The sequence below is a fragment of the Diaphorobacter sp. C33 genome (assembly GCF_030503915.1).
Classification (GTDB): Bacteria; Pseudomonadota; Gammaproteobacteria; order Burkholderiales; family Burkholderiaceae_C; genus Diaphorobacter; species Diaphorobacter nitroreducens.
Window position 1 is genome coordinate 1,340,827 of the sequence record NZ_CP129980.1, and the last position, 25,461, is coordinate 1,366,287.

The window sequence follows — 25,461 nt, forward strand, 5'->3', positions numbered from 1 at the left end:
TTCAGTCCAGCAGCGTGTAGCCAGGATTGACCGCCTCGCGCGGCACGAGACAGGAAACGGTGCCCAGGCGCGGGCGCATGGCCGTGCGCACACCGCCGCCCCCCGCCGGGCCGCAGCAGTACAGCGCCGTCACCTCGCGTACCAGGCGCTGCGCGCTGGCATGGTCGCGGTGCTGCAGTGCCACGCGCAGGCGTACGTCCTGCGCGCCCTGGCCTGCCTGCGCCGCCAGCCACCGCCCTGCGTCGTCACCCCAAACGCTGGCCACGCCGATCAGGTCCACGCGCAGCGGTGCCACGCTCGCAAGCCGCTCGCGCAGCACGTCGCCCGCCAGGCGGGCGCGCTCCTCGGCGCGCGCGCCGGCATACGAAATTTCGCCCTCGGCAAACCAGCCGGACTCGAAGCACACATTCACCTTCAGCGACGGCGGCCGCGCATGGCCGCGCACGCCCTGCAGGTGCACGCGGTCGCTGCCGGCCTGCGCCACGCTCGCCTGGGTGATGTCGGCCACCACGTCGGGCGTCAGGTAGGCGGCGGGGTCGTGCAGTTCATACAGCAGCTGCTCCTTGACCGTGCGCTCGTCCACGCGCCCCCCCGTGCCCGGCGGCTTGGTGAGGGTGCAATGGCCGTCGGCGTCGATCTCGGCGATCGGGTAGCCCAGCCGGGCCAGGCCCGGCACATCCTTGTAGCCCGGGTCGGCAAAGTAGCCGCCCGTGACCTGCGCGCCGCATTCCAGCAAGTGGCCGGCCATGGTGGCGCGCGCCAGGCGGTCCCAGTCGTCCATGCACCAGCCGTAGTGCGCCAGCGCCGGGCCCAGCACCAGCGCAGGGTCGGCCACGCGGCCGCAGACCACGATGTCGGCCCCCGCGCGCAGCGCCTGGGCGATGGGCTCCGCGCCAATGTAGGCATTGGCGCTCACGATGGGCTGCGCGGGCATGGACGGGCCCAGCGCCCGTTCCAGCACAGCGCGGTGCTGTGCGCCACTCAGGTCGTCGCCGTGCACCACCGCCACGCGCGGGCGGCGCGCGCCCAGCTCGGCTGCCAGTTGCTGGATACGCTGCGCAGCGCCCCGCGGATTGGCCGCGCCAAAGTTGCTCACGATGCGCACGCCGTGTTGAAGGCATTGCGCGAGCACCGGCCGCAGCAGCTCATCCAGCAGCGGCTCGTAGCCCGCATCGGGATCGGCGCGGCGCGCCAGTTGGGCCAGCGCCAGCGTGCGCTCGGCCAGGGTCTCGAAGATCAGCACGCCGGGCCGGCCGCTGTCCACCAGCGCCTGCACCACGGGTGCGGCAGCATCCAGGCGGTCGCCCGAGAAGCCGGCCGCACAGCCGATGAGCAGGGGTGAGGGGTTCGCCATTGCAGGGGTCCTTGGGGAATGTCTCCAGGGCGCACTGTAGGCACGGCAGGTTATTCTGGGAAATAGATTGTCAAGATCAATTCATCTGGATATCAAATGAATATCTCCACACGGCAGGTCGACGCCTTCCTTGCCCTGGCGGCGCAGCGCAGCTTCACGCGCGCCGCGGCGCAGTGCCACTTGTCGCAACCGGCCTTCAGCGCGCTCATCCGCGCGTTGGAGGACGACCTGGGTCTGCGCCTGTTCGACCGCAGCACGCGCCATGTGAGCCTGACGGCCGAGGGCGAGAACTTCCATGCGTCGGCGTTGCGCATTCGCGCCGAGGTGGATGCCGCGCTGGCCACGCTGCGCGACGCCGCACTGCTGCGGCGCGGGCGCGTGTCCGTCGCGCTGCTGCCCTCGCTGGCCGCGGGGTGGCTGCCGGGTGTGCTGGCCGGCTTTCGCGCACAGCACCCGGGCGTGGAACTGGACATTGCCGACGTGCTGTCCGAGCCTTGCATCGAGCGCGTGGCCACGGGCAAGGCCGACTTCGCGCTGGCCGCCATCCGCGCGGACACGCCCGAGCTGCAGGCCGAGCCCTTCTGCGAGGACGGCTTTCACCTGGTCTGCCGCGCGGACCATCCGCTCGCCCGGCAACCCTTGCCCGCCGGCCGGCGCAGCGCCGCCGCGCAATGGCGTGCCCTGGCCGAGTGGCCATTCATCCATCTCGCGCGGCACAGCAGCGTGCGCCAGTACCTGGAGGCGGCCTTCCATCCCCATGCGATGCGCACGCTGATGGAGGTGGAGCAGTTGGCCACCGTCATGGGCATGGTGCGGGCCGGGCTGGGCATCAGCGTGGTGCCTACGCTCACGCTGTTCCACTTCCAGCAGGAGGGCCTGGCCACCCGGCCGCTGGCCCTGCCCGGGCTCACGCGGCAGATCTACCTGGTGCGCCGGCGCGACCGGGGCCTGTCGGTGGCCGCGCAGGCGCTGTACGCACGGGTGATGCAGCAGCGGCCGATGCATGCCGAAATGCCATCAAAACAATAGCTGGCAGCGCTTGATGGACAAGCGCTAGAGCGCGATTTTCTTGTGAATTGCATTCACCTGCGACCACAGCCTGCGGGGCACCCCCGGTGGCACTGCACGCTCTGCGATGCCACACTCGGGCCATCACATGCGTGCGCAGGAGGAAGCAATGAACACCCACGACACCGTGTATGCCTGCATCGACGGGCTGGCCACCACCCACGCCGTGGTGGACGGGGCCCTGTGGGCCGCGCAGCGCCTGCAGGCACCCCTGGCGCTGCTGCACGCACTGGAGCGGCCTGAACCCATGCCGCCCGTGGGCGACTACAGCGGCGTCATCGGCATGGGCGCGCAGGACCTGCTGCTGCAGCGCCTGAATACCCTCGATGAAGAGCGCAGCCACGTCGCACAGGAGGCCGCGCGCCGCATGCTGGCCGAGGCCCAGGCGCGCGTGGATGCCGCACGCGTGCCGTCGCTGCAGGCGCTGCTGCGCCAGGGCGAGTTGACCGACGTGCTGCTGGAGCACGAACCCAGCGCGCGCCTGTTCGTGCTGGGGCGCCAGCACCGCGCCACCGCCGCGCGCAAGCTGCGGCTGGACTACCGTGTGGAAGGCGTGGTGCGCAACGTGCGCCAGCCGGTGATGGTGGTGACCATGCCGGAGTTCGTGGCGCCGGCGGGCTTCGTCGTGGCCTTTGACGGCAGCGCCACCGCGCGCCGCGCCGTAGAGGCCGTGGGCCGCAGCCCGCTGCTGCGCGGCATGCCCGGCCTGTTGGCCCTGGCCGGCGAGCCCACGCTGGAGATGCTGGAAGCGCTGCAAAGCGCCCAGTCACACCTGGAGGCCGCAGGCTTCAACATCACCACGCAGATCGTGCCGGGCGTGCCGGAGGAGGCGCTGCCGGCCCTGCTGCAGTCGCACGGCAACGTACTGCTAGTGCTGGGCGCCTACGGGCACTCGCGCATCCGCCAGCTCATCGTCGGCAGCACCACCACCGCGCTGCTGCGGCTGTGCAGCGTGCCGGTGCTGGTGCTGCGCTGACGGGTTAACTATCGATTCAATAGCTGCTAGCGCTTACTGCATAAGCGCTGCAGGCCTTTTTTATCTGAACTGTGACGTCCCCACGCTAGCCCCGGCCCCGCGCCGGGGCGAACGCCCTCAATCCGCGCCGCGCGGCACGACACCCCAGCGCCGCGCCCAGGCCAGCCCCTGCGAGGTGCCGCCCGGGCCCGCGATCGCCGGACGGTATTCACAGCCCACCCAGCCGTCGAAGCCGCAGGTGGCCCCCACCTCGTCGATCACGCCCAGCAGGTAGTCGACCTGCAGCTCTCCCTGGTCGGGCTCGTGCCGCTCAGGTACGCCGGCGATCTGGAAATGCCCCACCCGTCCCGTGGGCAGGTAGTGGCGGATCTTCGTGGCCACGTCGCCCTCCATGACCTGGCAGTGGTACAGGTCGAACTGCACCTGCACGTTGGAAGCGCCCAGTTCCTGCAGCACGGCATGGGCGTCCTGCTGGCGCTGCAGGAAGTAGCCGGGCATGTCGCGCCCGTTGATGGGCTCGATCATCAGCCGCACGCCCTGACGCCCGGCCTGGCCGGCGGCCCAGCGCAGGTTGCGCAGGTAGCAGGCGCGTGCGTCGGCGTGCGCCAGCCCGGGCGGCACCACGCCAGCCATCACGTGCAGGCGCTCGCAGCGCAGCGCCTGCGCATAGTGCAGCGCCTGTTGCAGCCCCTCCTGGAATTGCGCCTCGCGCCCTGGCAGACAGGCCAGACCGCGCTCGCCCGCCGCCCAGTCTCCCGGCGGGGCATTGAACAGTACCTGCGTCAGTCCATGTTCGGCCAGGCGCTGCGCGATCTGCTCCGCAGGATGGTCGTAGGGAAAGAGGTATTCCACACCCCGGAAGCCGTCGCGCGCGGCAGCGGCAAAGCGGTCCAGGAAGGCATGCTCGGCGTAGAGCATGGAGAGGTTGGCAGCGAGGCGGGGCATGACAGGAAGGGCGTTCGTACAAAAAAGGGCGCCAGTCGCGGACTGGCGCCCTTCATTCTAGGAACGCGTGGCGGGCGTCAGGGGAACGTGAAGTTCACCGTCTGGGTCGTTCCCGCGCCCAGGGTCAAGGCCTGCTGCTTGTCGGCCTGCCCCGCCAGGCGCGCCTGGATGGTGTAGCGCCCTGCGGCGCCGGCATCGGCCGTGAACACGAGCGGAGTGGGCGCCGCGGCATACGGCGCCACCAGCGGGGCGGCCGTGGGCAGCGTGAAGCTGTAGGCGCCGGTCACGCCGTCCACGGGCTTGGCCGACACTTCCACCGCGCCAGCCGCCGCCAGCGGCTGCAGGGCCCGCACCCAGGCATCCACCGAAGTGGTGCCGTTCACGGTGGCAACGGGCGATGCCGGCAGCGCCACGGCCTGCGTGGACGTGCCGACGGAGGTGACCAGCTCGGACTGCACCGGCACCTGGGTCACCACGGCCGTGGTGCGGCCGGGTGCCGTCAGCACCAGCGTGTAGCTGCCCGGCACCACCGGCCGCAGCAGGTAGCGGCCCGAAGCGTCCGGCACGGTGGCGCGCACCACCTCGCCCTGGGACTGCAGCGTCACCGTGGTGCCAGCAACGGGTTCGACGAAGCCCTGCACACCAGAGACCAGGCGCGGAATCACAGCCACCACGGGCTTGAGCAGGTAGCGGCCCGATGCGCCGGCCGTCACGACGGACTTGCAGGCGTCGAAGTCGAGCACGAAGTCCGCCATCTGGTTGGCGGCGATGTCGATGTTCACGTTCATCTTCACGCCACTTTGCTGGCCGCTGGGCGTGGTCAGCGCTACTTCGCCCGACCCCGTGGGCACCACGGAGTTGGCGAAGGGGGCCGCTCCGCCATTGCCGGCCAGCACCAGACGCATCTGGGTGTATTTGCCCGTGGGCAGCGGCAGCTCGCCCAGTTCCTCCAGCACTCCGTTGGTGAGCGACAGCAGGTCCACGCGGCGCGCGGGGTTCAGCGTGAGCTCATGCCAGCCGGAAGCGTCATCCGCCGCCGTAGCGCTTTGGTGCACGCGTATTTTCTGCACTGTGACGTTCACCGCGTCATAGCCGCAGCTGGGAGCGTCGGTCAGCGCCAGCTTCAGCGTGCCGGTGCCGCTACCGTCACCGCCATCACCACCGCCGCCGCCACAGGCGACCAGGGCAGCCAGCGCGGCGGCGCCAGCCAGATACTTGCAACAGGAGAGGGTTTTCGTGCGCATGATGTTCATCGCCTCCGGGGTTTTTCTTGCCGAGGAAGGTGCCGTCAGACCAGCCTGACCGCCCCGGGGCGCATTGTGAGAGCGGCACCCCGCGGCACCTAGCAGCCAAGTGTCAGGTGTGTTGCCTGATGTGTGAAATCGCCAGAAAAGCGGGAGCCGCCTTGTGCGCTGTGAAACACCGGACAGGCAGATGAAATCGAAATTCAATGCTATTAATAGCAGAGCAACCGGCCAACGGACATGCAAGCAGATCGCGCTCGTGTCCTACACCAAACGCGGTAGTCGCCCACGGCCCCGCACACCCTGCTGCGCGACCCGCCGCCGGGCAGGTCAGACCGGCTGCGCGGCCTGCACCAGCCGTTGCGTGTAGGCGTGGCGCGGCGCATCCAGCACCTGGTGCACGCTGCCGCTTTCCACCACCTCGCCGTCCTTCATGACGATGACCTCATGCGCCATGGCGCGCACCACCGCCACGTCGTGCGTGATGAGCAGGTACGACAGCGCCCGCTCCTTCTGCAGGCGCTGCAGCAGGCTCAGCACCTGCTGCTGAATGGTGACGTCCAGCGCGCTGGTGGGCTCGTCCAGCACCAGCACTTGCGGCTCGACGATGAGCGCGCGCGCAATGGCCAGGCGCTGGCGCTGGCCGCCCGAGAACTCATGCGGGTAGCGCGCCAGCAGGCCGGGGAATTGCGCGTCCGTCAGGCCCACCTCGGCCAGCATGGCAGCCACGCGCGTGCGGCGCTCGGCCACGTCCAGCGCAGGCATGTGCACGCGCAGGCCCTCGCCCACGATCTCCTCCACGGTCATGCGCGGCGACAGGGATGAGAACGGGTCTTGGAACACCACCTGCACCTGCCGGCGCAGCTCCTGGTTGTGCGCGGTGTTGCGGTGGGCGGGCTGCTGCCAGGCCTGGCCGGCCACCTGCAGGTCACCGCGCGACGGCAGCAGGCCCAGCAGCGCCTGGGCCAGCGTGGACTTGCCCGAGCCCGATTCGCCCACGACCCCCAGTGTGCGCGCACGCGCAATGCGAAAGCCCGCATCCTTCACGGCCACGAATTCGCCCTTGGCAAACCAGCCGCGGATGCCCGGCACTGGCACGGGGTAGGCCACGCGCAGGCCGCTTGCCTGCGCGGCGGGCACGGCGTCGCCGTCGGCACCGCCTTCCACCACGTCCCGCCGCGGCGTACTGCCGATCAGCTTGCGCGTGTAGGCATGCTGCGGTGCGTCGAACACCTGGGCGACGGTGCCCTGCTCCACCACGGCGCCCTGCTCCATGACGGCCACGCGATCGGCAAAGCGGCGCACCAGCAGCAGGTCGTGCGTGATGAGCAGCACGGCCATGCCCGTCTGGCGCTGCAGGTCGGACAGCAGATCCAGGATCTGGCCGCGCAGCGTCACATCCAGCGCGGTGGTGGGCTCGTCGGCCAACAACAGCTTCGGTCGACTGGCCAGGGCCATGGCGATCATGGCGCGCTGGCGCTGCCCGCCCGAAAGCTGGTGCGGAAAGCTGCCCGCGCGCCGCGATGGCTCGGGGATGCCGGTACTCGCTAGCAGTTCGATAGCTGCTTGCGCGCTCTGCGCCTTGCTCAGGGCCTGTTTTAGCACCAAGACCTCGGCCACCTGGTCGCCAATGGTCATCAGCGGGTTCAGCGCCGTCATGGGCTCCTGGAACACCATGGCGATATCGCCGCCGCGCACGCCGCGCAGTTCGCGCTCAGGCAGTTGGAGCAGATCACGCCCGTGCATCAGCGCGCTCCCCTCCAATTGCGCATCGCCCGTCAGGCGCAGCAGCGCCAGCGCGGTCACTGTTTTGCCCGAGCCGGATTCACCCACCAGCGCGAGCTTTTCGCCCGGGGCCATGTCGAAGCTCACCCCATGCACCACCTGCTTGGCGCCGAAGCGCACCCGCAGGTCCCGCACCTGCAGCAGCGGCGCGGACGAGGGAGACAGGGGGGGCGCAGCGCGCATGGCAGAAGGGTTCACGATGCCTCAGTTCTTGCGGGGGTCCAGCGCGTCGCGCAGCGCATCGCCCATGAAGGTGAGCAGCAGCAGCGTGGTGACCAGCACCCCGAAGGTGAAGATGGAGATCCACCACGCGTCGATGTTGTTCTTGCCCTGCGACAGCAGCTCGCCCAGGCTGGGGGTGCCGGGCGGAACGCCCAGGCCCAGGAAGTCCAGCGACGTCAGCGCCAGGATCGCCGCACCCATGCGAAACGGCAGAAAGGTCACCACCGGCGTCATGCTGTTGGGCAGGATGTGGCGGCGGATGATCTGGCCGTTGGACACACCCAGCGCCCGCGCGGCCTTCACATAGTCCAGTTGCCGGTTGCGCAGGAATTCGGCGCGCACATAGTCCGACAGCCCCATCCAGCCGAACAGGCTGAGCAATACCAGCAGCAGCCCGATGCTGGGCGCGAACACGGCGCTGAAGATGATGAGCAGGTACAGCTCGGGCATGGAGCCCCAGATCTCGATGAAGCGCTGGAAAGCCAGGTCGGTCTTGCCGCCAAAGAAGCCCTGTACGGCCCCCGCCGCCACGCCCAGTGCCACGCCCACCACGGTGAGGGCAATACCGAACAACACGCTCACGCGAAAGCCGTAGATCAGTTGCGCCAGCAGGTCACGCCCGCGGTCGTCCGTGCCCAGCCAGTTGTCGCGCGACGGGCCCGAGGGGTTGGGCTCCTTCGCGAAGTAGTTCAGGGTGTCGGGCCCGTAGCGGTTGAGCGTGTACAGCGCCCAGTTATCCCCCTGCGACAGCCGCTCGCGAATGAAGGGGTCGAGGTAGTCGGTGGGCGTCTGGAAGTCACCGCCGAAAGTCGTCTCGGGGTAATCGTTGAACAACGGGAAATACGTCTGACCCTCATAGCGCACGACGAGGGGCCGGTCGTTGCTAACCAGTTCTGCCCCCAGGCTGATCACGACCAGGGTGCAGAACACCAGCAGGCTCCAGAACCCCAGGCGGTTGGCACGAAAGCGCTGCCAAGCGCGCCGACTGGGTGACGCCGAGGCGGCAACGGGCGCTGCAGGCGCCCCATTAGCTACCGAATCAATAGCTACTAGCGCTTGATGGTCGGGCGTTGGAGCCATATTTCAATCAAACTTGACGCGGGGATCCACCCACACGTAGCACAGGTCGCTGATGAGCTTGGTCACCAGCCCGATCAGGGTGAACAGGTACAGCGTGCCCAACACCACGGGGTAGTCGCGGCGGATCACGCTCTCATAGGACAGCAGGCCCAGGCCGTCGAGCGAGAACAGCGTCTCGATGAGCAGCGAGCCCGCGAAGAACGCGCCGATGAAGGCGGATGGAAAGCCCGTGATGATGGGAATCAGCGCATTGCGAAACACGTGCTTGTAGAGCACCTGCCGGTCTGTCAGTCCCTTGGCACGCGCGGTGAGCACATATTGCTTGCGGATCTCTTCCAGAAAAGCGTTCTTGGTCAGCATCGCCGTCACCGCAAAGCTGCCGGCCACCATGGCCGTGATGGGCAGCGCGATATGCCACAGGTAATCCGTCACCTTGGCCCACAGGCCCAGTTCGTCCCAGTTGGCCGAGGTCAGCCCGCGCAGCGGGAACCACTGCAATTGCCCGCCAAAGATCACCAGCAGCGCCACGCCGAGCACGAAACCCGGGATCGCGTAGCCCACCAGGATGATGAGCGTGGTGACGAAGTCAAAGCGCGAGCCGGCGCGCACCGCCTTGGCCACACCCAGCGGCACCGCCACGAGGTAGCTGATGAAGAAGGTCCACAACCCCAGGCTGACGGACACGGGCAGCTTCTCCTTCACGAGTTGCCACACGTCCTTGTTCTGAAAGAAGCTGCGCCCCAGGTCGAAGCGCGCGAACTGGCCCAGCATCTGGAAGAAGCGCTCGTGCGCCGGCTTGTCAAAGCCATAGAGCTGCTTGATCTGCTCCAGCCGCTTGGGATCGACGCCCTGCGCGCCGCGATAGGCCATGCCGCCGCCCTCGCCGCCCCCGCCCATGCCGGCAGCGCCGGCCTTGGCCTCGGCCAGGTACTGCTCCACCGGACCGCCGGGCACGAACTGGATCACGACAAAGGTCAACAGCAACACGCCCAACAGCGTAGGCAGCATGAGCAGGATGCGCTTGAGGATGTAGGCGAACATGGCGGTTTCAGTCCTTGCGCGGCGTCGCGGCCTTGGGCGCAGTCTCGGCGGTCAGCGTAGGCGAACGGGCCCACCACGTATCCACCGCCCACATCTCTCCGGTCGAATACGGCGGCACCACTTCGGGCCGGTCCAGGCGCCAGGCGTTGTAGACCATGCGATGGGTGCCCGCGGACCACTGCGGAATGAGGTAGTGGCCATGCGCAATGATGCGGTCCAGCGCATGGCACGCGGGCAACATCTGTTCCTGCGTCTTGGCAGACACCATGGCACGGATCATTGCGTCCACGGCCGGGCTCTTTACGCCGGGGAAATTGCCCGAGTCTTCCTGGTCTGCCGCCGCGCTGCCGAACAGGTCGGCAAACTCCTGCCCCGGGTTGTTGGTGCCCTGGTAGGCAATGGTGGTGATGTCGAAGTCGAACTTCTGCAGACGCTGCTGGTACAGCGCGAAGTCCACCGAGCGGAACTTGAGCGTGATGCCGAGCTTTTGCAGGTTGCGCATCCACGAGGACAACGTGCGCACGCCGCCTTCGCTGCTGTCCATGTATTCCAGCACCATGGCCTGGCCGCTGGCGTTGCGCAGCACGCCATCCTGCACCTGCCAGCCTGCCTCCTGGAGCAGCGCCTGTGCGCGGCGCAGGTTGTCGCGCAGCGTGGTGGCGCCGTGGGTGGTGGGCGGCTCGAACATGGGGCCGAAGACCGCGGGGGGCAGATCCTTGCGCCAGGGCTCCAACAAGGCCAACTCCTGCGGCGTGGGCATGCCCTGCGTCTCGCACATGGTGTTGCCGAAGATGCCGCGCACGCGCTGATAGGCACCATAGAAAAGCTGGCGACTCATCCACTCAAAGTCGAACGCCAGCCCCAGGGCCTCTCGCACGCGGCGGTCCTGCAGCAGCGGGCGGCGGGTGTTCAGTACGTAGCTCTGGAAGCCCGAGGGCAGCTTGTTGGCGAACTCGCCCTTGACCAGCTCACCCGTGTCGAACTTGCGGCCGTTGACCCGCCGCGCCCAATCGCCCGCACTGAAAAACCGCATCAGATCGAACTCGCCGGCCTTCAGCGCCTCCAGCCGCGCAGTGTTGTCCTTGTAGATCTTGACCAGCACACGGTCAAAGTTGGCCGTCCCCTTGCGCACGGGCAGGTCGCGCGCCCAATACTGGGGATCGCGCACATAGGTGATGTCCTTGCCGAAGTTGACGGGGCCGATCTTGTACGGTCCGCTGCCGATGGGGATGTCCATCACCACCTGGTCGAAGGGCTTGGGCTTGCCGTCGGCGCCCAGCCCCCAGTCGCGGCTGAACACGGGTAGCCCCCCGACGGTGAGCGGCAGTTCGCGGTTGGGCGCCTTGAAGCGGTAGCGCACGGTGCGGTCGTCCAGCACATCCACACCGGCCACCTCGATCAGGAGCGTTTTGTAGCCCGGTGAGGTGTGAGGGCCCATCAGGGTGTCGAAACTGTGCTTTACATCCTGGGCCAGCACCGGCTTGCCGTTGTGAAAGCGCGCCTCGGGCCGCAGCCTGAAGGTGGCTGACAGGCCATCCGGCGCCACCGCCACATCCTCGGCCAGCAGTCCATAGCCGGTGGCCGTTTCGTCCAGCGAGCCGGTGAGCAGCGAGTCGAACATCAGCGCCGACAGGTAGGCCGGCGCGTTGCCGCGGATCGTGAATGGGTTGTACTTGTCGAAGGTGGAGGTGCGCAGATTGCTCACCAGGCGCAGTTCGCCGCCCTTGGGCGCCTGTGGGTTGACGTAGGGGAAGTGCGCGAAGTCGGCCGCCAGCGCGGGCGCCCCCCACATCGCGTAGGCATGCGCGGCCCAGGCCGTCCCGCCCGCCACGCTGCTCCCTCCCAGCCAACCGATCAATAAACAGATACGCCAGAACCGCATGCGACAATTCTGCACCACGCAAGCGGCCCGCAAGCCCCCGCGTCACGCTTGCCATTTTCCTTCGCACATCGCATTTCAGGAGAACAACAATGGGTTTTCTCGCCGGCAAGAAGCTGCTCATCACGGGCGTGCTGTCCAATCGCTCGATCGCGTACGGCATCGCCAGGGCCTGCCACCAACAAGGCGCGGAACTGGCCTTCAGCTACGTGGGCGAGCGCTTCAAGGACCGCATCACCGAGTTCGCCGCCGAATTCGACTCCAAGCTGGTCTTTGACTGCGACGTGGCCGACGACGCGCAGATCGACAAATTGTTCGCCGACATCGGCGCCGCCTGGGGCAAGTTCGACGGCTTCGTGCACTCCATCGGCTTTGCTCCGCGCGAGGCCATCGCCGGCAACTTCCTGGAAGGCCTCTCTCGCGAAGCCTTCAAGGTGGCCCACGACATCAGTGCCTACAGCTTCCCGGCCATGGCCAAGGCGGCCCTGCCCTACCTGAACGACAAGTCGTCGCTGCTGACGCTGTCGTACCTGGGCGCCCTGCGCTCCATTCCCAACTACAACACCATGGGCTTGGCCAAGGCCAGCCTGGAAGCCAGCGTGCGCTACCTGGCCGAAGCCGTGGGCCGCACTGAAGACGGCCGCTGCATCCGTGCCAACGGCATCAGCGCGGGCCCCATCAAGACGCTGGCCGCCAGCGGCATCAAGGACTTCGGCAAGCTGTTGGGCCGCGTGGCTGACGCCGCCCCGCTGCGTCGCAACGTGACGATCGAAGACGTGGGCAACGTGGCCGCGTTCCTGCTGTCCGACCTGGCCAGCGGCGTGACAGCCGAGATCACCTATGTGGACGGCGGCTTCAGCCAAACCGCCGGGCTCTCGGCAGACCAGGTGTGAGCCTGCTGAAATGACTGCGGGGTGGGTGCGCCACACCGCCCTTGCTTGAAGAACCAACGGGCCTGTAAGGCCCGTTGTTCGTTTCGGTCACTGTGCGCGGCCTTTTCAGGACCGCTGGTTGCCCATGATCGCGCCTTTGTCGGCGCGCCAGGATTCCTGCGGCATGACCCGGGGCCTGGATCTCAGAATCGGTAGCGTGCCACCACCTGCGCCGAACGCGGGGCACCCGCCAGGTTCAGGTTCGGCGAACTGCCATGCCCGCCACGATATAGCGGTGGTCGAAACAGATTGTTCAGCTTGAGTTGCACATCCCAGGCGCCCAGGCAGTAGTAGGCCATGGCATCCACCGTGGTAGCCACGCAAGGTGACCGAGTTGCCAGGGTTGGCAAACCGCGCTCCCATATAGTTCAGGCCGCCGCCCACGCCAAAGCCGTGCCCCAGTGCCTCGGTCACCCACAGGTTCGCGCTGTGCCGGGGAGTCAGCGTGGCCGCTTGCCTTGTACAGGCTGGCCGCATCCGTCGCAGGCGCGGCGGTCATCTCGCCATCCAGTAATGGCATAACCGGCCCAGCTTAGTTCACATGCCAACCTTATATGGTTTGCCGGGATGCTGCCTCTACTACAGCCCTCGTTTTCAGAGGAGCCGCAACGAAAAAGGGTTAGCAGATGAGTACCTGCTAACCCTTGGAACGACTGGCGGAGAGGGCGGGATTCGAACCCGCGGTGGGGATTAGCCCACACACGCTTTCCAGGCGTGCGACTTAAACCGCTCATCCACCTCTCCGAAGCCCTCCATTATAGATGATGCACAGACACTTTTTCAAAGATCTGACTGTTCCCTCGAAAAAACATGCTTCCTCATGGATCCCAAGATGGGACATCCCGGTTCCCCGCCTTTCAGGATGCCTCTCGCGGGCGACCTAAGAAATGGAACCGCATCAGGGTACGCTCCCGTGCTATGGCGTGGTCCACTACCGGCAGTGGATAGTCGATGCCTAAACGCAACCCACAGGCCTGCAACTCGAGCGGCTTCATGCCTGCAGGGAAATGGAGGTGCTTATCAGGAACACACGCCAGCTCTGGGAGATAGCGGCGGATAAACCTGCCGTCGGGGTCAAACTTCTGCGACTGCGCCACCGGGTTGAAGATGCGAAACCAGGGCTGAGCGTCGCAGCCGGTTGACGCCGCCCATTGCCAGCCGCCATTGTTTGCAGCCAGGTCGTAGTCGTTCAGGTGCTGGGCAAAGAAGCGCTCGCCACGGCGCCAATCGATACCCAAATCCTTGGTCAAGAAGCTCGCCACCACCATGCGCAGCCGGTTGTGCATGTAGCCCGTTTGCAGCAGTTGGCGCATGGCGGCGTCGACCAACGGATAGCCAGTGCGCGCCGCGCACCATGCCTGCCAGTACTCAGGCGCGTCATCCCACTGGACGCGGTCGTACTCGGGGCGAAATGCCTGGGTGACCACGTGCGGGTGGTGCCACAGAATCATGAAATAGAAGTCGCGCCACGCCAGTTCGGACAACCAGGTCTGCGCGCCTTCGCAGCCTTGCGCGGCCTGTCGCGCGGCCAGTGAGGCCAGTTGGCGGATGGACACGGTGCCAAAGCGCAGATGCACCGACAGGTAGGACACGCCTTTACGTCCAGGAAAGTCGCGCGCCAGCTTGTAAGCTGCCATGCGCGGCAGGAAATCCTGCAGCAACTGCTGCGCGCCGCGCGAGCCCACAGGCAGCTGCAAATCAGCCAGGTTGGTGGCCACGAAGCCCAGATCCGCCAGCGTGGGCAGCCGCTCCCCCGCCGGGGGCACGGCCAGGTGATGTGCGTGGCGCTCCACGGGATAAGGCTTGGTCTGGAAGGCATCCAGCTTCTGCAGCCAAGTGCGTTTGTATGGCGTGAAGACGCTGTAGGGCTGGCCCAGCTGGTTCAGCACCTCGCCCTGCTCCAGCAGCACCTGGTCCTTGTAGTCGCTGAACGCGATGCCACACGCCGCCAGGCCGTCTGCCACCCGGCGGTCGCGGGCCAGGGCTGCAGGTTCGTAGTCGCGATTGGCCAGCACTTCGCGCACGCCCAGGCTGCGGGCCAATTGCACGATGCACTGCACCGCCGTACCGTGGCGCACGATCAGGCCGCCGCCGGGGGCGCCACTGCGCGCCGCCAGCGCGCGCAGGTCCTCATCCAATGCGCACACGCTGGCGTGAATGAATTCCACCCGCCGGTCGCACCGGGTCGGCAGCGCATCGAGGATGTCGGTGTCAAAGACGAAGACGCAGTACACGCGTTCGAAACGGCGCAGTGCGTGGTACAGGGCGGCGTGGTCATGGCAGCGCAGATCGCGCCGCAGCCACACAAGGGCGCTGGCTTGCATGGGACGAGAAGGACTGGTCTGGCTGACGGCGCGGCAGTGCCCCTCAGGCCTGCATCACCACGGGGCCGCCCTGCTCCAGCGCCCGTTGGTAGGCTGGACGCGCCCGCATACGCTGGCGGTAGGCCACCAGGTGCGGCCAGGCCGTTTCGTCGCCCCCGCGCGCGAGGGCCGCCTCGACGGCAAAGCTCATCTGAAAGTCGGCCATGGTCAGGTGGCCCCCGGCGAACCAGTCGTGCTGTGCCAGGTGCGCGTCCATGAAAGCCAGCGCGGTTTGCACGTTCGGGCCGATGAGTCTTTGCTGCACTTTGGCGCAAAGGGTGCGCGCGATGGGGCGCACAAAAAACGGCATGGGCTGGCGCGCAATGGTGTCAAACACCAGCTTCATCACCAGCCAATTCATCAGGGATCCCTCGGCGTAATGCATCCAGAACCTGCACTGGCGATGTTCTGCCGTACCGCGCGCGGGTTCCAGATGGGCCAGATCCGCCGGTGCCTGTGCACCGTAGCGCTCGGCCAGATATTCGATGATGGCGCCAGATTCGGCCACTACCATGTCGCCTTCGGTGATGACGGGCGACTTGCCCAGCGGGTGCACCCGCTTGAGCTCTGGTGGCGCCAGCTTGGTCACGGGGTCACGCGAGTAACGGCGGATGTCGTAGGGCACGCCCAGTTCTTCCAGCAGCCACAGAATGCGCTGGGAGCGCGAGGTTTCCAGGTGGTGAACGGTCAGCATGGGCGGCATGGTAGTGCAGTCGCGCGCGAAGGGTTGGCGCCTGCCGCGGCACGGCGTGCCCCGCCATGGGTGTGCTGTCCCTCGCGCCGAGGCCCGGACCCACGTCCCTCACTTCGCCAAAGGAGCGCGGGGCGCTTTGCAAACTATATTTTTGATAGCTTATAGCGCTTACTTATCAAAGCTTAGCGCCGATTTTCATCCAAAGACGGATCAACGCCGGCTGTAGATCTGGTCAAACAGTGCGCCGTCCGCAAAATGCTCCCGATTGGCCTTGGCCCAGCCACCGAAAGCCTGGTCGATGGTGGCCAGTGTGAGCTTGGGGAATTGCTTGTCGTACTGGGCCTTGGCCTTCTCGCTGGTTGGACGGTAGAAGTTCTTTCCAGCAATGTCCTGCCCCTCGTCGGAATAGAGGTAAGCAAGGTACTCCTCCGCCAGCGCGCGCGTGCCCTTCTTGTCCACCACCTTGTCCACCACCGCCACCGTGGGTTCGGCCAAGATGGACAGCGATGGCACGACGATCTCGAACTTGTCCTTGCCGAACTCCTTGAGCGCAAGAAACGCCTCGTTCTCCCAGGCCAGCAGCACGTCGCCCACACCGCGCTGCACGAAGGTGATGGTCGAGCCGCGCGCACCCGTGTCGAGCACCGGCACGTTCTTGTAGAGCTTGGACACGAAATCCTTGGCTTGAGTGTCGCTGCCGTACTTGCGCTTGGCGAACTCCCAGGCGGCAAGATAGTTCCAACGGGCCCCGCCGCTGGTCTTGGGGTTGGGTGTGATGACTTGCACGCCGGGCTTGACTAAGTCATCCCAATCCTTCACGCCCTTGGGGTTGCCCTTCTTCACCAAGAACACGATGGTGGAGGTATAGGGCGCCGAGTTGTGCGGGAGGCGCTTTTGCCAAGCGGGCGCCAGCAGGCCGTGCTGGGCCAGCGCATCCACGTCTCCGCCCAGGGCCAGCGTAGCCACGTCGGCGTCGATGCCATCGATGATCGAACGCGCCTGCTTGCCCGAGCCGCCGTGCGACTGTTTGAACTGCACTTCCTGCCCCGTCTTGGCCTTCCAGTGGCGTGCGAAGGCCTGGTTGTAGGCCACATAGAGTTCACGCGTGGGGTCGTAGGACACGTTGAGGAACTGGGCGGGCTGCGCGAACGACGGCAAAGACGTCAGGGACATGACCGCCGTCAGGGCGGTGGCCAGGGGAAACTTGATAAAGTCGCGGCGATTGTTCATGAAGGGCTTTCGTTGCAGGGTGCGTCGGTGCGGTTCACCGATGCAAGGCATTCTGGAAGTCGCCCTTCAAAATCCAAACCAATAAGATTTCAGTTCGTTATTCCATTGACGTCTGAAGTTTCAGCAAGGAATCGCTCCATGGCACGTACCGTCCACTGCATCAAGCTCGGCAAGGAAGCCGAAGGCCTCGACTTTGCGCCCTACCCCGGCGATCTGGGCAAACGCATCTATGACAACGTGAGCAAGCAAGCCTGGGCCGACTGGATCAAACACCAGACCATGCTGGTCAACGAGAACCGCCTGAACTTGGCCGACGCGCGCGCGCGCCAATACCTCGCCCGCCAGATGGAAAACCACTTCTTCGGCAGCGGCGCAGACGCTGCGGCGGGTTATGTGCCGCCCAGCGCGTAACGCAGTGCAGCGCTGCAAGAAGCGGTTTCGATAAAACCACTTCTTTGGCGCGGCGCAGACGCTGAGGCTGGCTGCGTCCCGCCCGGCGCATAACGCAGCGCTGCGCTGAAGCAGCGCCTCTTTGCAGTCGCCCCCGTCGCATCACTGTGGCGGGGGCGTTGCCGTTGTAGCCCACGGCGCCTGGCAGGCGGCCCAGGCCCGGCTCCCTGAGGAGATATTCATGTTGCCGTCGGTGTCCTTGCTGGACTCGTTCCAGTTCTCACAGTTCACCACCCTGCTGGTGATCTACCTTGTGGCCATCACGGCCGAGGCCATGTCTGGCGCGCTGGCCGCAGGCCGGCGCAACATGGACATCTTCGGTGTCAGCGTGATCGCCTTTGTGACCGCGCTGGGCGGCGGCACCATCCGTGACATGGTGCTGGGCCACTACCCGATCGGCTGGACGCAGCACCCGGAATACGTGTACCTGGTGATTTCCGCAGGCCTGCTGACGACGGTGGTCGCGCGCTACCTGCACCGGATCAAGCGCGTGTTCCTGCTGCTGGACGCCATGGGGCTGATCGCGTTCTCGCTGATCGGATGCAATGTGGCCCTGGAACTGGGCTACCCGCCCGTGGTGGTGGTGATGTCCGGCATGCTCACGGGCATCAGCGGCGGCATCCTGCGCGACGTGCTGTGCAACCAGGTGCCCGTGGTCTTTCGGCGCGAGCTGTACGCCAGCGTATCCCTGGCCGTGTGCCTGCTGTTCCTGGGACTGCGCACGATGGAAGTGGAAAACAACCTCAGCACTTTGGTGTGTTTCGCCGCCGGCCTGGCGCTGCGGCTGCTGGCACTGCACTACCACTGGCGCCTGCCGGTGTTCTCGTACCAGCAGCGCTGGGAATGACACTGTTTCTGTAATCTTTTCGCGCCTCCCGACACCATGTCCGAACCGATTGAATGGCTGGAAGACGGCACGCCCTACAGCCCGCGCTTCTCAGACCGGTACCACAGCGAGCAAGGCGGCCTGGAACAAGCCCGCGGCACATTTCTCGCCGGCTGCGGCCTGCCCCAGGCCTGGCAGAACCAGCCGCAGTGGCGCGTGCTGGAAACCGGCTTCGGCCTGGGCCTGAACTTCCTCGTGACCTGGGCCGCGTGGCGCGCCGACCCCCACCGGCCACAGCGGCTGCACTTCGTTTCTTGCGAGGCCTGGCCCGTGAGCGCGGCCGATCTGCTGCGCGCCGCTCCCATCGATTCCACACTGCAATCGCTGGCCCAGCAGTTGGCGGCGCAGTACTGGGGCTTGCTGCCGGGCGTGCACCGGCTCTCGTTCGACGGCGGGCAGGTGCTGCTCACGCTGTACATCGGTGACGCGCAAACCCTGCTGAGGCAGCAGCACCCCATGGCGGATTCGGTGTACCTGGACGGCTTCGACCCCCAGCACAACCCGCAAATGTGGGACATCCACACCCTCAAGGCCGTGGCGCGCTGCTGCCGTCGCGGCACCCGCCTGGCGACGTGGACGGTGGCGCGCGGCGTGCGGGACGGGCTGGTGCAGTGCGGCTTCGAGGTGCAAAAGGTGCCGGGTGTCCACCCCAAGCGCGACAACCTGCAGGCCACCTACGCGCCCCGCTGGGAGCCACGCGCCGGCCAGCCCGTGCTGCCAGACGCCACGGTGGCCGCCCCGGCCCGCTGCCTGGTGGTGGGCGCAGGACTGGCGGGCGCCGCCGTGGCGGCCAGCCTGGCGCACCGTGGCTGGCAGGTCCAGGTGCTGGACCAGGCCGATCACCCTGCCGCCGGTGCATCCGGCCTGCCGGCGGGGGTGTTCGCGCCCAATGTCTCGCAGGACGACAACCTGATCTCGCGCCTGTCGCGCGCGGGGGTACGCACCACGCTGAATACGCTGGCGCAGCTTCCAGCCGAGACGCGCGGCACCGACTGGAGCGTGTGCGGCACGCTGGAGCACCGTGTGGACGGCACCACAGGATTGGCCTGGAGCGACGGGCCTGGCCTGGACTGGAGTCGCCCCGCAACACCCGCGCAACTGCAGGCTAACGGCTTATCGGCAGACACGGTGGCCTGCTGGCACGAGCACGCAGGCTGGGTGCGCCCTCCCCAGTTCATCGCCCACCTGCTGAACGACCCGGCCATCCACTGGCGCGGCAGCGCGGCGGTGGCGGAGTTGCGCCGCACCACCGTCGACGGCCAGCCCCTCTGGCAGGCACTGGACGCCGAGGGGCGCATGCTGGCCGAGGCGGAACTTGCCGTGGTTTGCGCCGGGCACCACACCGGCCCGCTCACGCACGCGCATTGGCCCATGAATCCGCTGCGCGGCCAGTTGGCCTGGGGCCTGCATGCCCAGGCCCCCGCGGGCGCCCCCTGGCCGCCCCAGCCGCTCAATGGCAACGGCAACCTGGTGCCCCGTGTGCCGCTGCAGGACGGCGCAGGCTGGGTGCTGGGCTCCACGTTCGAGCGCCTGAAGACCGCCCTGCCCCCCAGCCCTGACGACCACGCCAAGGGCTTGGCCACCAATCAGGCCAAACTGCACGCGCTGCTGCCCCCCCTGGGCGCTGCCATGGACGCCGCCTTCACCCAGGCTGCCACCACGCCGGACGGCCCCGTGCGCACCTGGGCGGCCGTGCGCTGCGGCGCGCTGGACCGCCGCCCCATCGTGGGGCCGGTGGACTCGGTGCGCCAACCCGGCCTGTGGCTGTGCACTGCCATGGGCGCGCGCGGGCTCACGCTGTCATTGCTGTGCGGCGAACTGATCGCCGCGCGGCTGCACAGTGAGCCCCTGCCGCTGGACGCCCCTCTGGCGCGCGCGTTGAGCAGCGAGCGCTGGCTAGGGTATGAGCCACAGTGAACCCGACATGCATTTCATATACAAATAACGGAATATATGAAGCATTAAAAAATAGTTTGTCTTTATAAGACAGACTTTTAAAGTGCGCCCATCGATGCTGCGGGCGCCATTCGGGGCCCGGCGGCACCTGTGTTGAAACGCCCACGGCCCTGCCATGTACCAGTACACCGAATTCGACCGCCAGTTCGTCCACCTGCGCGCCCAGCAATTCCGCGATCAGCTCGAACGCTGGCAGCGCGGCGAGTTGACCGACGAGCAACTGCTGCCCCTGCGCCTGCAAAACGGCTGGTACATCCAGCGCTACGCGCCCATGGCCCGCATCGCCGTGCCCTATGGCGACATCAACAGCGCTCAGCTGCGCATGCTGGCTCACATCGCCCGCGAATACGACCGCCCCACGCCCGAACTGCTGGCCCATGCCCAGGCCACGCAGGACCAGCTGCAGGCCGCCCAGCCGGGCCTGACACTGGCCGCGCCACCGCTGCGCTACGGCTACGGCCACTTCACCACGCGCACCAACGTGCAGTTCAACTGGATTCCCATCACCCGCGCGGCCGACGTGATGGACCTGCTGGCCAGCGTGCACATGCACGGCATCCAGACCAGCGGCAACGACATCCGCAACATCACCTGCGAGGCCTACGTCGGCATCGCCGAGGACGAGATCGTGGACACCCGGCCGTTCGCCGAGATCACGCGCCAGTGGAGCTCGCTGCACCCCGAGTTCACCTACCTGCCGCGCAAGTTCAAGATCGCCTTCAACGGCGCCGCGGAAGACCGTGCCGCCACCGGCTGGTATGACATCGGCCTGCAGGCGCTGAAGAACGCGGCTGGCGAGGTGGGCTTTGCCGTCAAGGTGGGCGGCGGCATGGGGCGCACGCCCGTCATCGGCACCGTGGTGCGTGAATTTCTGCCGTGGGACCAGCTGCTGAACTACATCGAAGCCATCGTGCGCGTGTACAACAGCTACGGCCGCCGCGACAACAAGTGGAAGGCGCGCATCAAGATCCTGGTCAAGAGCGAAGGCCAGCAGTTCATCGACGCGGTGGAGGCCGAATACCGCGCCATCCTGGAGCAGGACGGCGCCCCCCACACCATCACCCAGGCCGAGCTGGACCGCGTGACCGGCCATTTCGTCGTGCCACCGCTGCGGCCCGCCGGCCTCCCGCATGGCGTGAACACCTCCGGCCAGCTGTACCAGCGCTGGCTGCAGCAGAACGTGCGCGGCCACCGCATGGCGGGGCTGAAGGCGGTGACACTGTCGTTCAAGCGCGTGGGCTTTGCGCCCGGCGATGCCGACGGCGACACGCTGGACGCCCTGGCCCAACTGGCCGACCAGTTCAGCGCCGGCGAGGCGCGCCTGACGCACGAGCAGAACCTGCTGCTGCCCTGGGTGCACGAAGCCGACGTGCCCGCGCTGTACGAGGCCGCGCGCAAGCTGGGCCTGGCGCAGCCCAACATCGGCCTGCTGACGGACATGATCGCCTGCCCCGGCGGCGACTTCTGCTCACTGGCCAACGCGCGTTCGCTGCCCATCGCCGCGGCCATCACCGAGCGCTACCAGGACCTGGACGAGCTGTTCGACATCGGCCCCATCGACCTGCACATGAGCGGCTGCATCAACAGCTGCGGCCACCACCACAGCGGCCACATCGGCATCCTGGGCGTGGACAAGGACGGCAAGGAGTGGTACCAGATCACGCTGGGCGGCTCCGACGGCACGCAGCTGTCCGGCCCGGCCATCGGCGGCAAGGTGGTCGGCCCGTCGTTCTCGGCCGCCGAAGTGCCCGACGTGATCGAGGCGCTGCTGGACACCTACCGCGCGCTGCGCAAGGGCGGCGAGTTGTTCATCGACACCCTGCGCCGCGTGGGCCAGGACCCCTTCAAGGCCGCCGCCAACGGCGCGCGCCATCCCAAGGCGGCCGAAGAAGCCGTGGCCTGACCCCATCCGAAAGATCTCGAACACTATGAAAATCATAGCTGCTGGCGCTTTGTCCCTGGGCGCTGACGACCTCAAAACCCTGCAGATCGCCAACGACGCCGACCTGGCCGCGCTGGCCGCCGAAGGCGCGCTGGAGGGCGTGCAGCGCATCGAGCTGCAGTTCCCCAAGTTCACCGACGGCCGCGCCTACAGCCAGGCGCTGCTGCTGCGCCGCCGCTACCGCTTTGCGGGCGATATCCGCGCCACGGGCGACGTGCTGATCGACCAGCTGGTGCACATGCACCGCAGCGGCTTCAGCAGCGCGGTGCTGGCGCCCGGCGTGGACCCGGCCGCGGCCGAACGCCAGTTCGCGCGCTATGCCGCCTTCTACCAGGGCGACGTGCTGGAGCCGCGCCCACTGTTCGCCCGGGAGGCCGCATGAGCACCGCCACGGCGGTCAGCGCCGCCGAACTCGCCCGCGTCAACGCCGAGCACGGCCACGATGCCGCCGCCCTGGTGGCCTGGGCGCTGGGCCTGGGCCAGACGCCCATCGTCACCACCAATTTCCGCCCGTTCGAGGCCGTGATCCTGCACCTGGTCACCCGCGTGCAGCCGGGCGTGCCTGTGGTCTGGATGGACAACGGCTACAACACCGACGCCACCTACCGCTTTGCCGACGCGGTGACGAAGCAGCTGGGGCTCAACCTGAAGATCTACCTGCCGCGCCGCTCGCGCGCCCACCGCGAGGCCGTCGAAGGCCCGACGCCCGCACTGGACGACCCGCGCCACGCCGCGTTCACCGAAGAGGTGAAGCTCGAACCCTTCGCCCGCGCCCTGCGCGAAACGGCACCCCGGGTGTGGTTCACCGCGCTGCGCGCCACCGACACCGCCGTGCGCGCGCAGATGGAGCCCGTGAGCATCAACCCCGACGGCCTGATCAAGGTCGCGCCGCTATTGCACTGGTCGTCCAAACAGCTGCACGAGTACTGCCAGCAGCACGGCCTGCCCAACAACTTTGACTACGTGGACCCCACCAAGGGCGAAGACAACCGCGAATGCGGCCTGCACCTGGCCCACTAAAAACGATAGCTGCCTGCGCTTGCCCCACAAGCGCTGGAGCCAGATTTGACTGGAACATCGAATGAACGCCCGTGTTGACTCCCAAGTGCTCAACCAGCTCAGCAACCGCCACCTGGACGCGCTGGAAGAAGAAACCATCTTCATCCTGCGCGAGGTGGCTGCGGCCTTCGAGCGCCCCGCCCTGCTGTTCTCGGGCGGCAAGGACTCGCTGGTCATGCTCAAGTGCGCCGAGAAGGCCTTCGGCGCGGGCCGCATTCCCTACCCGCTGCTGATGATCGACACGGGCCACAACTTCCCCGAGGTGACCGACTTCCGCGACTTCCGCGCGAAGGAACTGGGCGCCGAACTCATCGTGCGCAGCGTCGAGGATTCGATGGCGCGCGGCACCGTGCGCCTGGCCCACCCCGGCGAATCGCGCAACGTGCACCAGTCCGTCACGCTGCTCGAAGCGATTGAGGAGTTCCGCTTCGATGCCTTGATCGGCGGTGCGCGCCGGGACGAGGAGAAGGCGCGCGCCAAGGAGCGCATCTTCAGCCACCGCGACAGCTTCGGCCAATGGCAGCCCAAGGCGCAGCGCCCCGAGCTGTGGACGCTGTTCAACACCCGCCTGGCCCCCGGCGAGCATTTCCGCGTCTTTCCCATCAGCAACTGGACCGAGCTGGACGTGTGGCAGTACATCGAGCGCGAGCAGGTCGCCCTGCCATCGCTGTACTACGCCCACCCGCGCGAAGTGGTGGAGCGCCGCGGCCTGCTGGTGCCCGTCACGCCGCTCACGCCCCCGAAGGACGGCGAAGCGGTGCAGACGCGCACCGTGCGCTTTCGCACCGTGGGCGACATCACCTGCACCTGCCCGGTGGAAAGCCTGGCCGCCACGGCTGGCGAAATCGTGATCGAGACCCTGGCCGCCGAGGTCAGCGAGCGCGGCGCCACGCGCATGGACGACAAGACCAGCGACGCCTCGATGGAAAAGCGCAAGAAAGACGGGTATTTCTGATGACCACCGCCACTATCAATTCAATAGCTTCCAGCGCACAACCAGAAAGCGCTAGCGGCACAAATGATCACATTTCCGCGCTGCGCTTCATCACCTGCGGCAGCGTGGACGATGGCAAGAGCACGCTGATCGGCCGCCTGCTGGTGGACAGCCGCGCCGTGCTGCAGGACCACCTGGCCGGCGTGCAGCGCGGCGGAGAGACCGACCTGGCGCTGCTGACCGACGGCCTCAGTGCCGAGCGCGAGCAGGGCATCACCATCGACGTGGCCTACCGCTACTTCGCCACCGAGGCGCGCAAGTTCATCATCGGCGACGCGCCCGGCCACGAACAGTACACGCGCAACATGGTCACCGCCGCCTCCCAGGCAGACGCCGCCGTGGTGCTGGTGGACGCCACCAAACTTGATTGGCAGAACCCGCAACTCACGCTGCTGCCGCAAACGCGCCGCCACAGCCTGCTGGTGCACCTGCTGCGCGTGCATTCGCTGGTGTTTGCCGTGAACAAGCTCGACGCCGTGGCCGACCCACAGCTCGCCTACCGTCACATCCGTGCCGCGCTGGAGCAGTTCGCCCGGCACGCGGGCATCGCGGTGGCGGGCGTGGTGCCGGTGTCGGCGCTCAAGGGCTGGAACGTGGTAGAGGCCAAGCCCGGCTGGTGCGACTACGCGGGCCCGAGCCTGCTGCAGATCCTGGAGCGGCTGCCCAACACCCCGCCCGACGCCGGCCTGCCCCTGGCCTTCCCGGTGCAGTGGGTGGAGAAATTTTCTTCCTCGTCCGACACCTCGCAGGGGCGCCGCGTGTTCTGGGGCCGGGTGGGCACGGGCCGCGTGCAGCCGGGTGCGCAGGTCGCCATCTTCCCCAGCGGCCAGCTGGCGCAGGTGGCGCAGGTGCTGGACCATGCGCGCCGCGCCACCGGCGTGGCCGCGGGCCAGAGCGCGGGCATCACCCTCGACCGCGAGGTGGACGTCTCGCGCGGCGACTGGATCGTGGCTGCGCCCGCACCCGCTGCCGCGGCCGAGGACGACTTCGACACCCCCGTCACCGTGCCCGCATGGCCCGGCCAGCGCGAGATCACCGCCACCATCGCGTGGATGGACGACGAGCCGCTGGTGGCGGGCCGCGTGTACTGGGCGCTGCACGGCCACCGCTGGGTCAAGGTCAAGGTGCGCCGCGTGGTTCACCGTCTGGACATCAACACCCTGGCCGAGGAAGACGCCACCCAACTGGAGCCCAATGCCATCGGCCATGTGGAGCTGCTGCTGCAGGAACCCCTGCCCGCGGCGGCGTTCGCGCGCAGCCGCGTGCTCGGTTCGCTCATCCTGGTCGACACAGCCAGCCACAAGACGGCGGGCGCCGTGCTGGTGAACGCACCGGCCCCAAAAGCTTGATCAACGTTAAGG

22 protein-coding genes and 1 tRNA gene are annotated in these 25,461 nt (G+C 67.3%); 11 read left to right on the forward strand and 12 right to left on the reverse strand.

From position 1 onward, the window contains the following. Nucleotide 1 precedes the first annotated feature (1 nt). Complete coding sequence (locus QY917_RS06350; protein WP_123675768.1) at nucleotides 2–1,354, reverse strand: acyclic terpene utilization AtuA family protein; 1,353 nt, start codon at nucleotides 1,352–1,354, stop codon at nucleotides 2–4. 96 nt (nucleotides 1,355–1,450) lie between these two features. Here QY917_RS06350 and QY917_RS06355 point away from each other — a divergent pair, with 96 nt between their 5' ends. Both QY917_RS06355 and QY917_RS06360 read left to right on the forward strand, forming a co-directional pair. Continuing rightward, nucleotides 1,451–2,383, forward strand: a complete 933-nt coding sequence (locus QY917_RS06355) for a LysR family transcriptional regulator (RefSeq protein WP_123675767.1) — start codon at nucleotides 1,451–1,453, stop codon at nucleotides 2,381–2,383. 148 nt (nucleotides 2,384–2,531) lie between these two features. Further along, a complete protein-coding gene (locus QY917_RS06360) occupies nucleotides 2,532–3,398 on the forward strand; it encodes a universal stress protein (RefSeq protein WP_123675834.1) in 867 nt (288 codons plus the stop codon). 117 nt (nucleotides 3,399–3,515) lie between these two features. On the opposite strand, the gene otnI is transcribed toward QY917_RS06360, so the two are convergent. The 6 genes from otnI to QY917_RS06390 form a co-directional block, all read right to left on the reverse strand. After that, nucleotides 3,516–4,343, reverse strand: a complete 828-nt coding sequence (gene otnI, locus QY917_RS06365; RefSeq protein ID WP_123675766.1) for a 2-oxo-tetronate isomerase — start codon at nucleotides 4,341–4,343, stop codon at nucleotides 3,516–3,518. Between the two features lie 77 nt (nucleotides 4,344–4,420). Then, nucleotides 4,421–5,587 (reverse strand): DUF4382 domain-containing protein, encoded by a 1,167-nt coding sequence (locus QY917_RS06370; protein ID WP_123675833.1) that lies wholly within the window; start codon nucleotides 5,585–5,587, stop codon nucleotides 4,421–4,423. A 330-nt stretch (nucleotides 5,588–5,917) separates the two neighbouring features. After that, nucleotides 5,918–7,555: an ABC transporter ATP-binding protein gene (locus QY917_RS06375; RefSeq protein ID WP_123675765.1), complete on the reverse strand. Its 1,638-nt coding sequence runs from the start codon at nucleotides 7,553–7,555 to the stop codon at nucleotides 5,918–5,920. A 21-nt stretch (nucleotides 7,556–7,576) separates the two neighbouring features. Further along, nucleotides 7,577–8,674, reverse strand: coding sequence for an ABC transporter permease (locus QY917_RS06380; protein ID WP_123675764.1), 1,098 nt, complete (start codon nucleotides 8,672–8,674; stop codon nucleotides 7,577–7,579). 3 nt (nucleotides 8,675–8,677) lie between these two features. Continuing rightward, the gene (locus QY917_RS06385; RefSeq protein WP_011805074.1) at nucleotides 8,678–9,715 is read right to left on the reverse strand and encodes a microcin C ABC transporter permease YejB; all 1,038 of its coding nucleotides are present in this window, start codon (nucleotides 9,713–9,715) and stop codon (nucleotides 8,678–8,680) included. Nucleotides 9,716–9,722: 7 nt separating this feature from the next. Further along, a complete protein-coding gene (locus tag QY917_RS06390; RefSeq protein WP_123675763.1) occupies nucleotides 9,723–11,597 on the reverse strand; it encodes an extracellular solute-binding protein in 1,875 nt (624 codons plus the stop codon). 89 nt (nucleotides 11,598–11,686) lie between these two features. Here QY917_RS06390 and fabI point away from each other — a divergent pair, with 89 nt between their 5' ends. After that, nucleotides 11,687–12,487: an enoyl-ACP reductase FabI gene (fabI, locus tag QY917_RS06395; protein WP_015913435.1), complete on the forward strand. Its 801-nt coding sequence runs from the start codon at nucleotides 11,687–11,689 to the stop codon at nucleotides 12,485–12,487. 182 nt (nucleotides 12,488–12,669) lie between these two features. On the opposite strand, the gene QY917_RS06400 is transcribed toward fabI, so the two are convergent. The 5 genes from QY917_RS06400 to QY917_RS06420 all read right to left on the reverse strand — a co-directional run bounded on the left by QY917_RS06400 (nucleotide 12,670) and on the right by QY917_RS06420 (nucleotide 16,813). After that, a complete protein-coding gene (locus QY917_RS06400; RefSeq protein WP_287804986.1) occupies nucleotides 12,670–12,846 on the reverse strand; it encodes a hypothetical protein in 177 nt (58 codons plus the stop codon). A gap of 334 nt (nucleotides 12,847–13,180) precedes the next feature. After that, nucleotides 13,181–13,270, reverse strand: a tRNA-Ser gene (locus QY917_RS06405). Nucleotides 13,271–13,383: 113 nt separating this feature from the next. Continuing rightward, on the reverse strand, nucleotides 13,384–14,850 hold the full coding sequence (locus tag QY917_RS06410; protein WP_123675762.1) for a deoxyribodipyrimidine photo-lyase: 1,467 nt from the start codon (nucleotides 14,848–14,850) through the stop codon (nucleotides 13,384–13,386). A gap of 43 nt (nucleotides 14,851–14,893) precedes the next feature. Further along, on the reverse strand, nucleotides 14,894–15,583 hold the full coding sequence (locus QY917_RS06415) for a glutathione S-transferase family protein (protein ID WP_172206996.1): 690 nt from the start codon (nucleotides 15,581–15,583) through the stop codon (nucleotides 14,894–14,896). A 210-nt stretch (nucleotides 15,584–15,793) separates the two neighbouring features. After that, complete coding sequence (locus QY917_RS06420) at nucleotides 15,794–16,813, reverse strand: sulfate ABC transporter substrate-binding protein (RefSeq protein ID WP_015913438.1); 1,020 nt, start codon at nucleotides 16,811–16,813, stop codon at nucleotides 15,794–15,796. Nucleotides 16,814–16,951: 138 nt separating this feature from the next. Here QY917_RS06420 and QY917_RS06425 point away from each other — a divergent pair, with 138 nt between their 5' ends. The 8 genes from QY917_RS06425 (at nucleotide 16,952) to QY917_RS06460 (ending at nucleotide 25,449) form a co-directional block, all read left to right on the forward strand. Continuing rightward, complete coding sequence (locus tag QY917_RS06425; protein WP_011805062.1) at nucleotides 16,952–17,224, forward strand: oxidative damage protection protein; 273 nt, start codon at nucleotides 16,952–16,954, stop codon at nucleotides 17,222–17,224. 220 nt (nucleotides 17,225–17,444) lie between these two features. After that, nucleotides 17,445–18,110: a trimeric intracellular cation channel family protein gene (locus QY917_RS06430; protein WP_011805061.1), complete on the forward strand. Its 666-nt coding sequence runs from the start codon at nucleotides 17,445–17,447 to the stop codon at nucleotides 18,108–18,110. Between the two features lie 36 nt (nucleotides 18,111–18,146). Next, entirely contained in the window at nucleotides 18,147–20,066 is a 1,920-nt protein-coding gene (gene mnmC, locus QY917_RS06435) for an FAD-dependent 5-carboxymethylaminomethyl-2-thiouridine(34) oxidoreductase MnmC (RefSeq protein ID WP_123675760.1), read from the forward strand. Between the two features lie 154 nt (nucleotides 20,067–20,220). Then, the gene (locus QY917_RS06440; protein WP_123675759.1) at nucleotides 20,221–22,008 is read left to right on the forward strand and encodes a nitrite/sulfite reductase; all 1,788 of its coding nucleotides are present in this window, start codon (nucleotides 20,221–20,223) and stop codon (nucleotides 22,006–22,008) included. Between the two features lie 25 nt (nucleotides 22,009–22,033). Continuing rightward, nucleotides 22,034–22,429 carry a DUF934 domain-containing protein gene (locus QY917_RS06445; RefSeq protein ID WP_011805058.1) on the forward strand — a complete coding sequence of 132 codons (396 nt, stop codon included), beginning with the start codon at nucleotides 22,034–22,036 and terminating at the stop codon, nucleotides 22,427–22,429. Further along, a complete protein-coding gene (locus QY917_RS06450; RefSeq protein WP_123675758.1) occupies nucleotides 22,426–23,067 on the forward strand; it encodes a phosphoadenosine phosphosulfate reductase family protein in 642 nt (213 codons plus the stop codon). The genes QY917_RS06445 and QY917_RS06450 overlap by 4 nt, the downstream gene beginning before the upstream one ends. 61 nt (nucleotides 23,068–23,128) lie before the next feature. Then, a complete protein-coding gene (gene cysD, locus QY917_RS06455) occupies nucleotides 23,129–24,061 on the forward strand; it encodes a sulfate adenylyltransferase subunit CysD (RefSeq protein ID WP_123675757.1) in 933 nt (310 codons plus the stop codon). After that, the gene (locus QY917_RS06460; RefSeq protein WP_123675756.1) at nucleotides 24,061–25,449 is read left to right on the forward strand and encodes a sulfate adenylyltransferase subunit 1; all 1,389 of its coding nucleotides are present in this window, start codon (nucleotides 24,061–24,063) and stop codon (nucleotides 25,447–25,449) included. The genes cysD and QY917_RS06460 overlap by 1 nt, the downstream gene beginning before the upstream one ends. The last annotated feature ends 12 nt before the right edge of the window (nucleotides 25,450–25,461 follow it).

Coding starts and splice junctions, on each gene's coding strand:
- QY917_RS06350 (WP_123675768.1), bottom strand. CDS start 1,354: ATGGCGAACCCCTCACCCCTGCTCATCGGCTGTGCGGCCGGCTTCTCG.
- QY917_RS06355 (WP_123675767.1), top strand. CDS start 1,451: ATGAATATCTCCACACGGCAGGTCGACGCCTTCCTTGCCCTGGCGGCG.
- QY917_RS06360 (WP_123675834.1), top strand. CDS start 2,532: ATGAACACCCACGACACCGTGTATGCCTGCATCGACGGGCTGGCCACC.
- otnI (WP_123675766.1), bottom strand. CDS start 4,343: ATGCCCCGCCTCGCTGCCAACCTCTCCATGCTCTACGCCGAGCATGCC.
- QY917_RS06370 (WP_123675833.1), bottom strand. CDS start 5,587: ATGCGCACGAAAACCCTCTCCTGTTGCAAGTATCTGGCTGGCGCCGCC.
- QY917_RS06375 (WP_123675765.1), bottom strand. CDS start 7,555: ATGCGCGCTGCGCCCCCCCTGTCTCCCTCGTCCGCGCCGCTGCTGCAG.
- QY917_RS06380 (WP_123675764.1), bottom strand. CDS start 8,674: ATGGCTCCAACGCCCGACCATCAAGCGCTAGTAGCTATTGATTCGGTA.
- QY917_RS06385 (WP_011805074.1), bottom strand. CDS start 9,715: ATGTTCGCCTACATCCTCAAGCGCATCCTGCTCATGCTGCCTACGCTG.
- QY917_RS06390 (WP_123675763.1), bottom strand. CDS start 11,597: ATGCGGTTCTGGCGTATCTGTTTATTGATCGGTTGGCTGGGAGGGAGC.
- fabI (WP_015913435.1), top strand. CDS start 11,687: ATGGGTTTTCTCGCCGGCAAGAAGCTGCTCATCACGGGCGTGCTGTCC.
- QY917_RS06410 (WP_123675762.1), bottom strand. CDS start 14,850: ATGCAAGCCAGCGCCCTTGTGTGGCTGCGGCGCGATCTGCGCTGCCAT.
- QY917_RS06415 (WP_172206996.1), bottom strand. CDS start 15,583: ATGCTGACCGTTCACCACCTGGAAACCTCGCGCTCCCAGCGCATTCTG.
- QY917_RS06420 (WP_015913438.1), bottom strand. CDS start 16,813: ATGAACAATCGCCGCGACTTTATCAAGTTTCCCCTGGCCACCGCCCTG.
- QY917_RS06425 (WP_011805062.1), top strand. CDS start 16,952: ATGGCACGTACCGTCCACTGCATCAAGCTCGGCAAGGAAGCCGAAGGC.
- QY917_RS06430 (WP_011805061.1), top strand. CDS start 17,445: ATGTTGCCGTCGGTGTCCTTGCTGGACTCGTTCCAGTTCTCACAGTTC.
- mnmC (WP_123675760.1), top strand. CDS start 18,147: ATGTCCGAACCGATTGAATGGCTGGAAGACGGCACGCCCTACAGCCCG.
- QY917_RS06440 (WP_123675759.1), top strand. CDS start 20,221: ATGTACCAGTACACCGAATTCGACCGCCAGTTCGTCCACCTGCGCGCC.
- QY917_RS06445 (WP_011805058.1), top strand. CDS start 22,034: ATGAAAATCATAGCTGCTGGCGCTTTGTCCCTGGGCGCTGACGACCTC.
- QY917_RS06450 (WP_123675758.1), top strand. CDS start 22,426: ATGAGCACCGCCACGGCGGTCAGCGCCGCCGAACTCGCCCGCGTCAAC.
- cysD (WP_123675757.1), top strand. CDS start 23,129: ATGAACGCCCGTGTTGACTCCCAAGTGCTCAACCAGCTCAGCAACCGC.
- QY917_RS06460 (WP_123675756.1), top strand. CDS start 24,061: ATGACCACCGCCACTATCAATTCAATAGCTTCCAGCGCACAACCAGAA.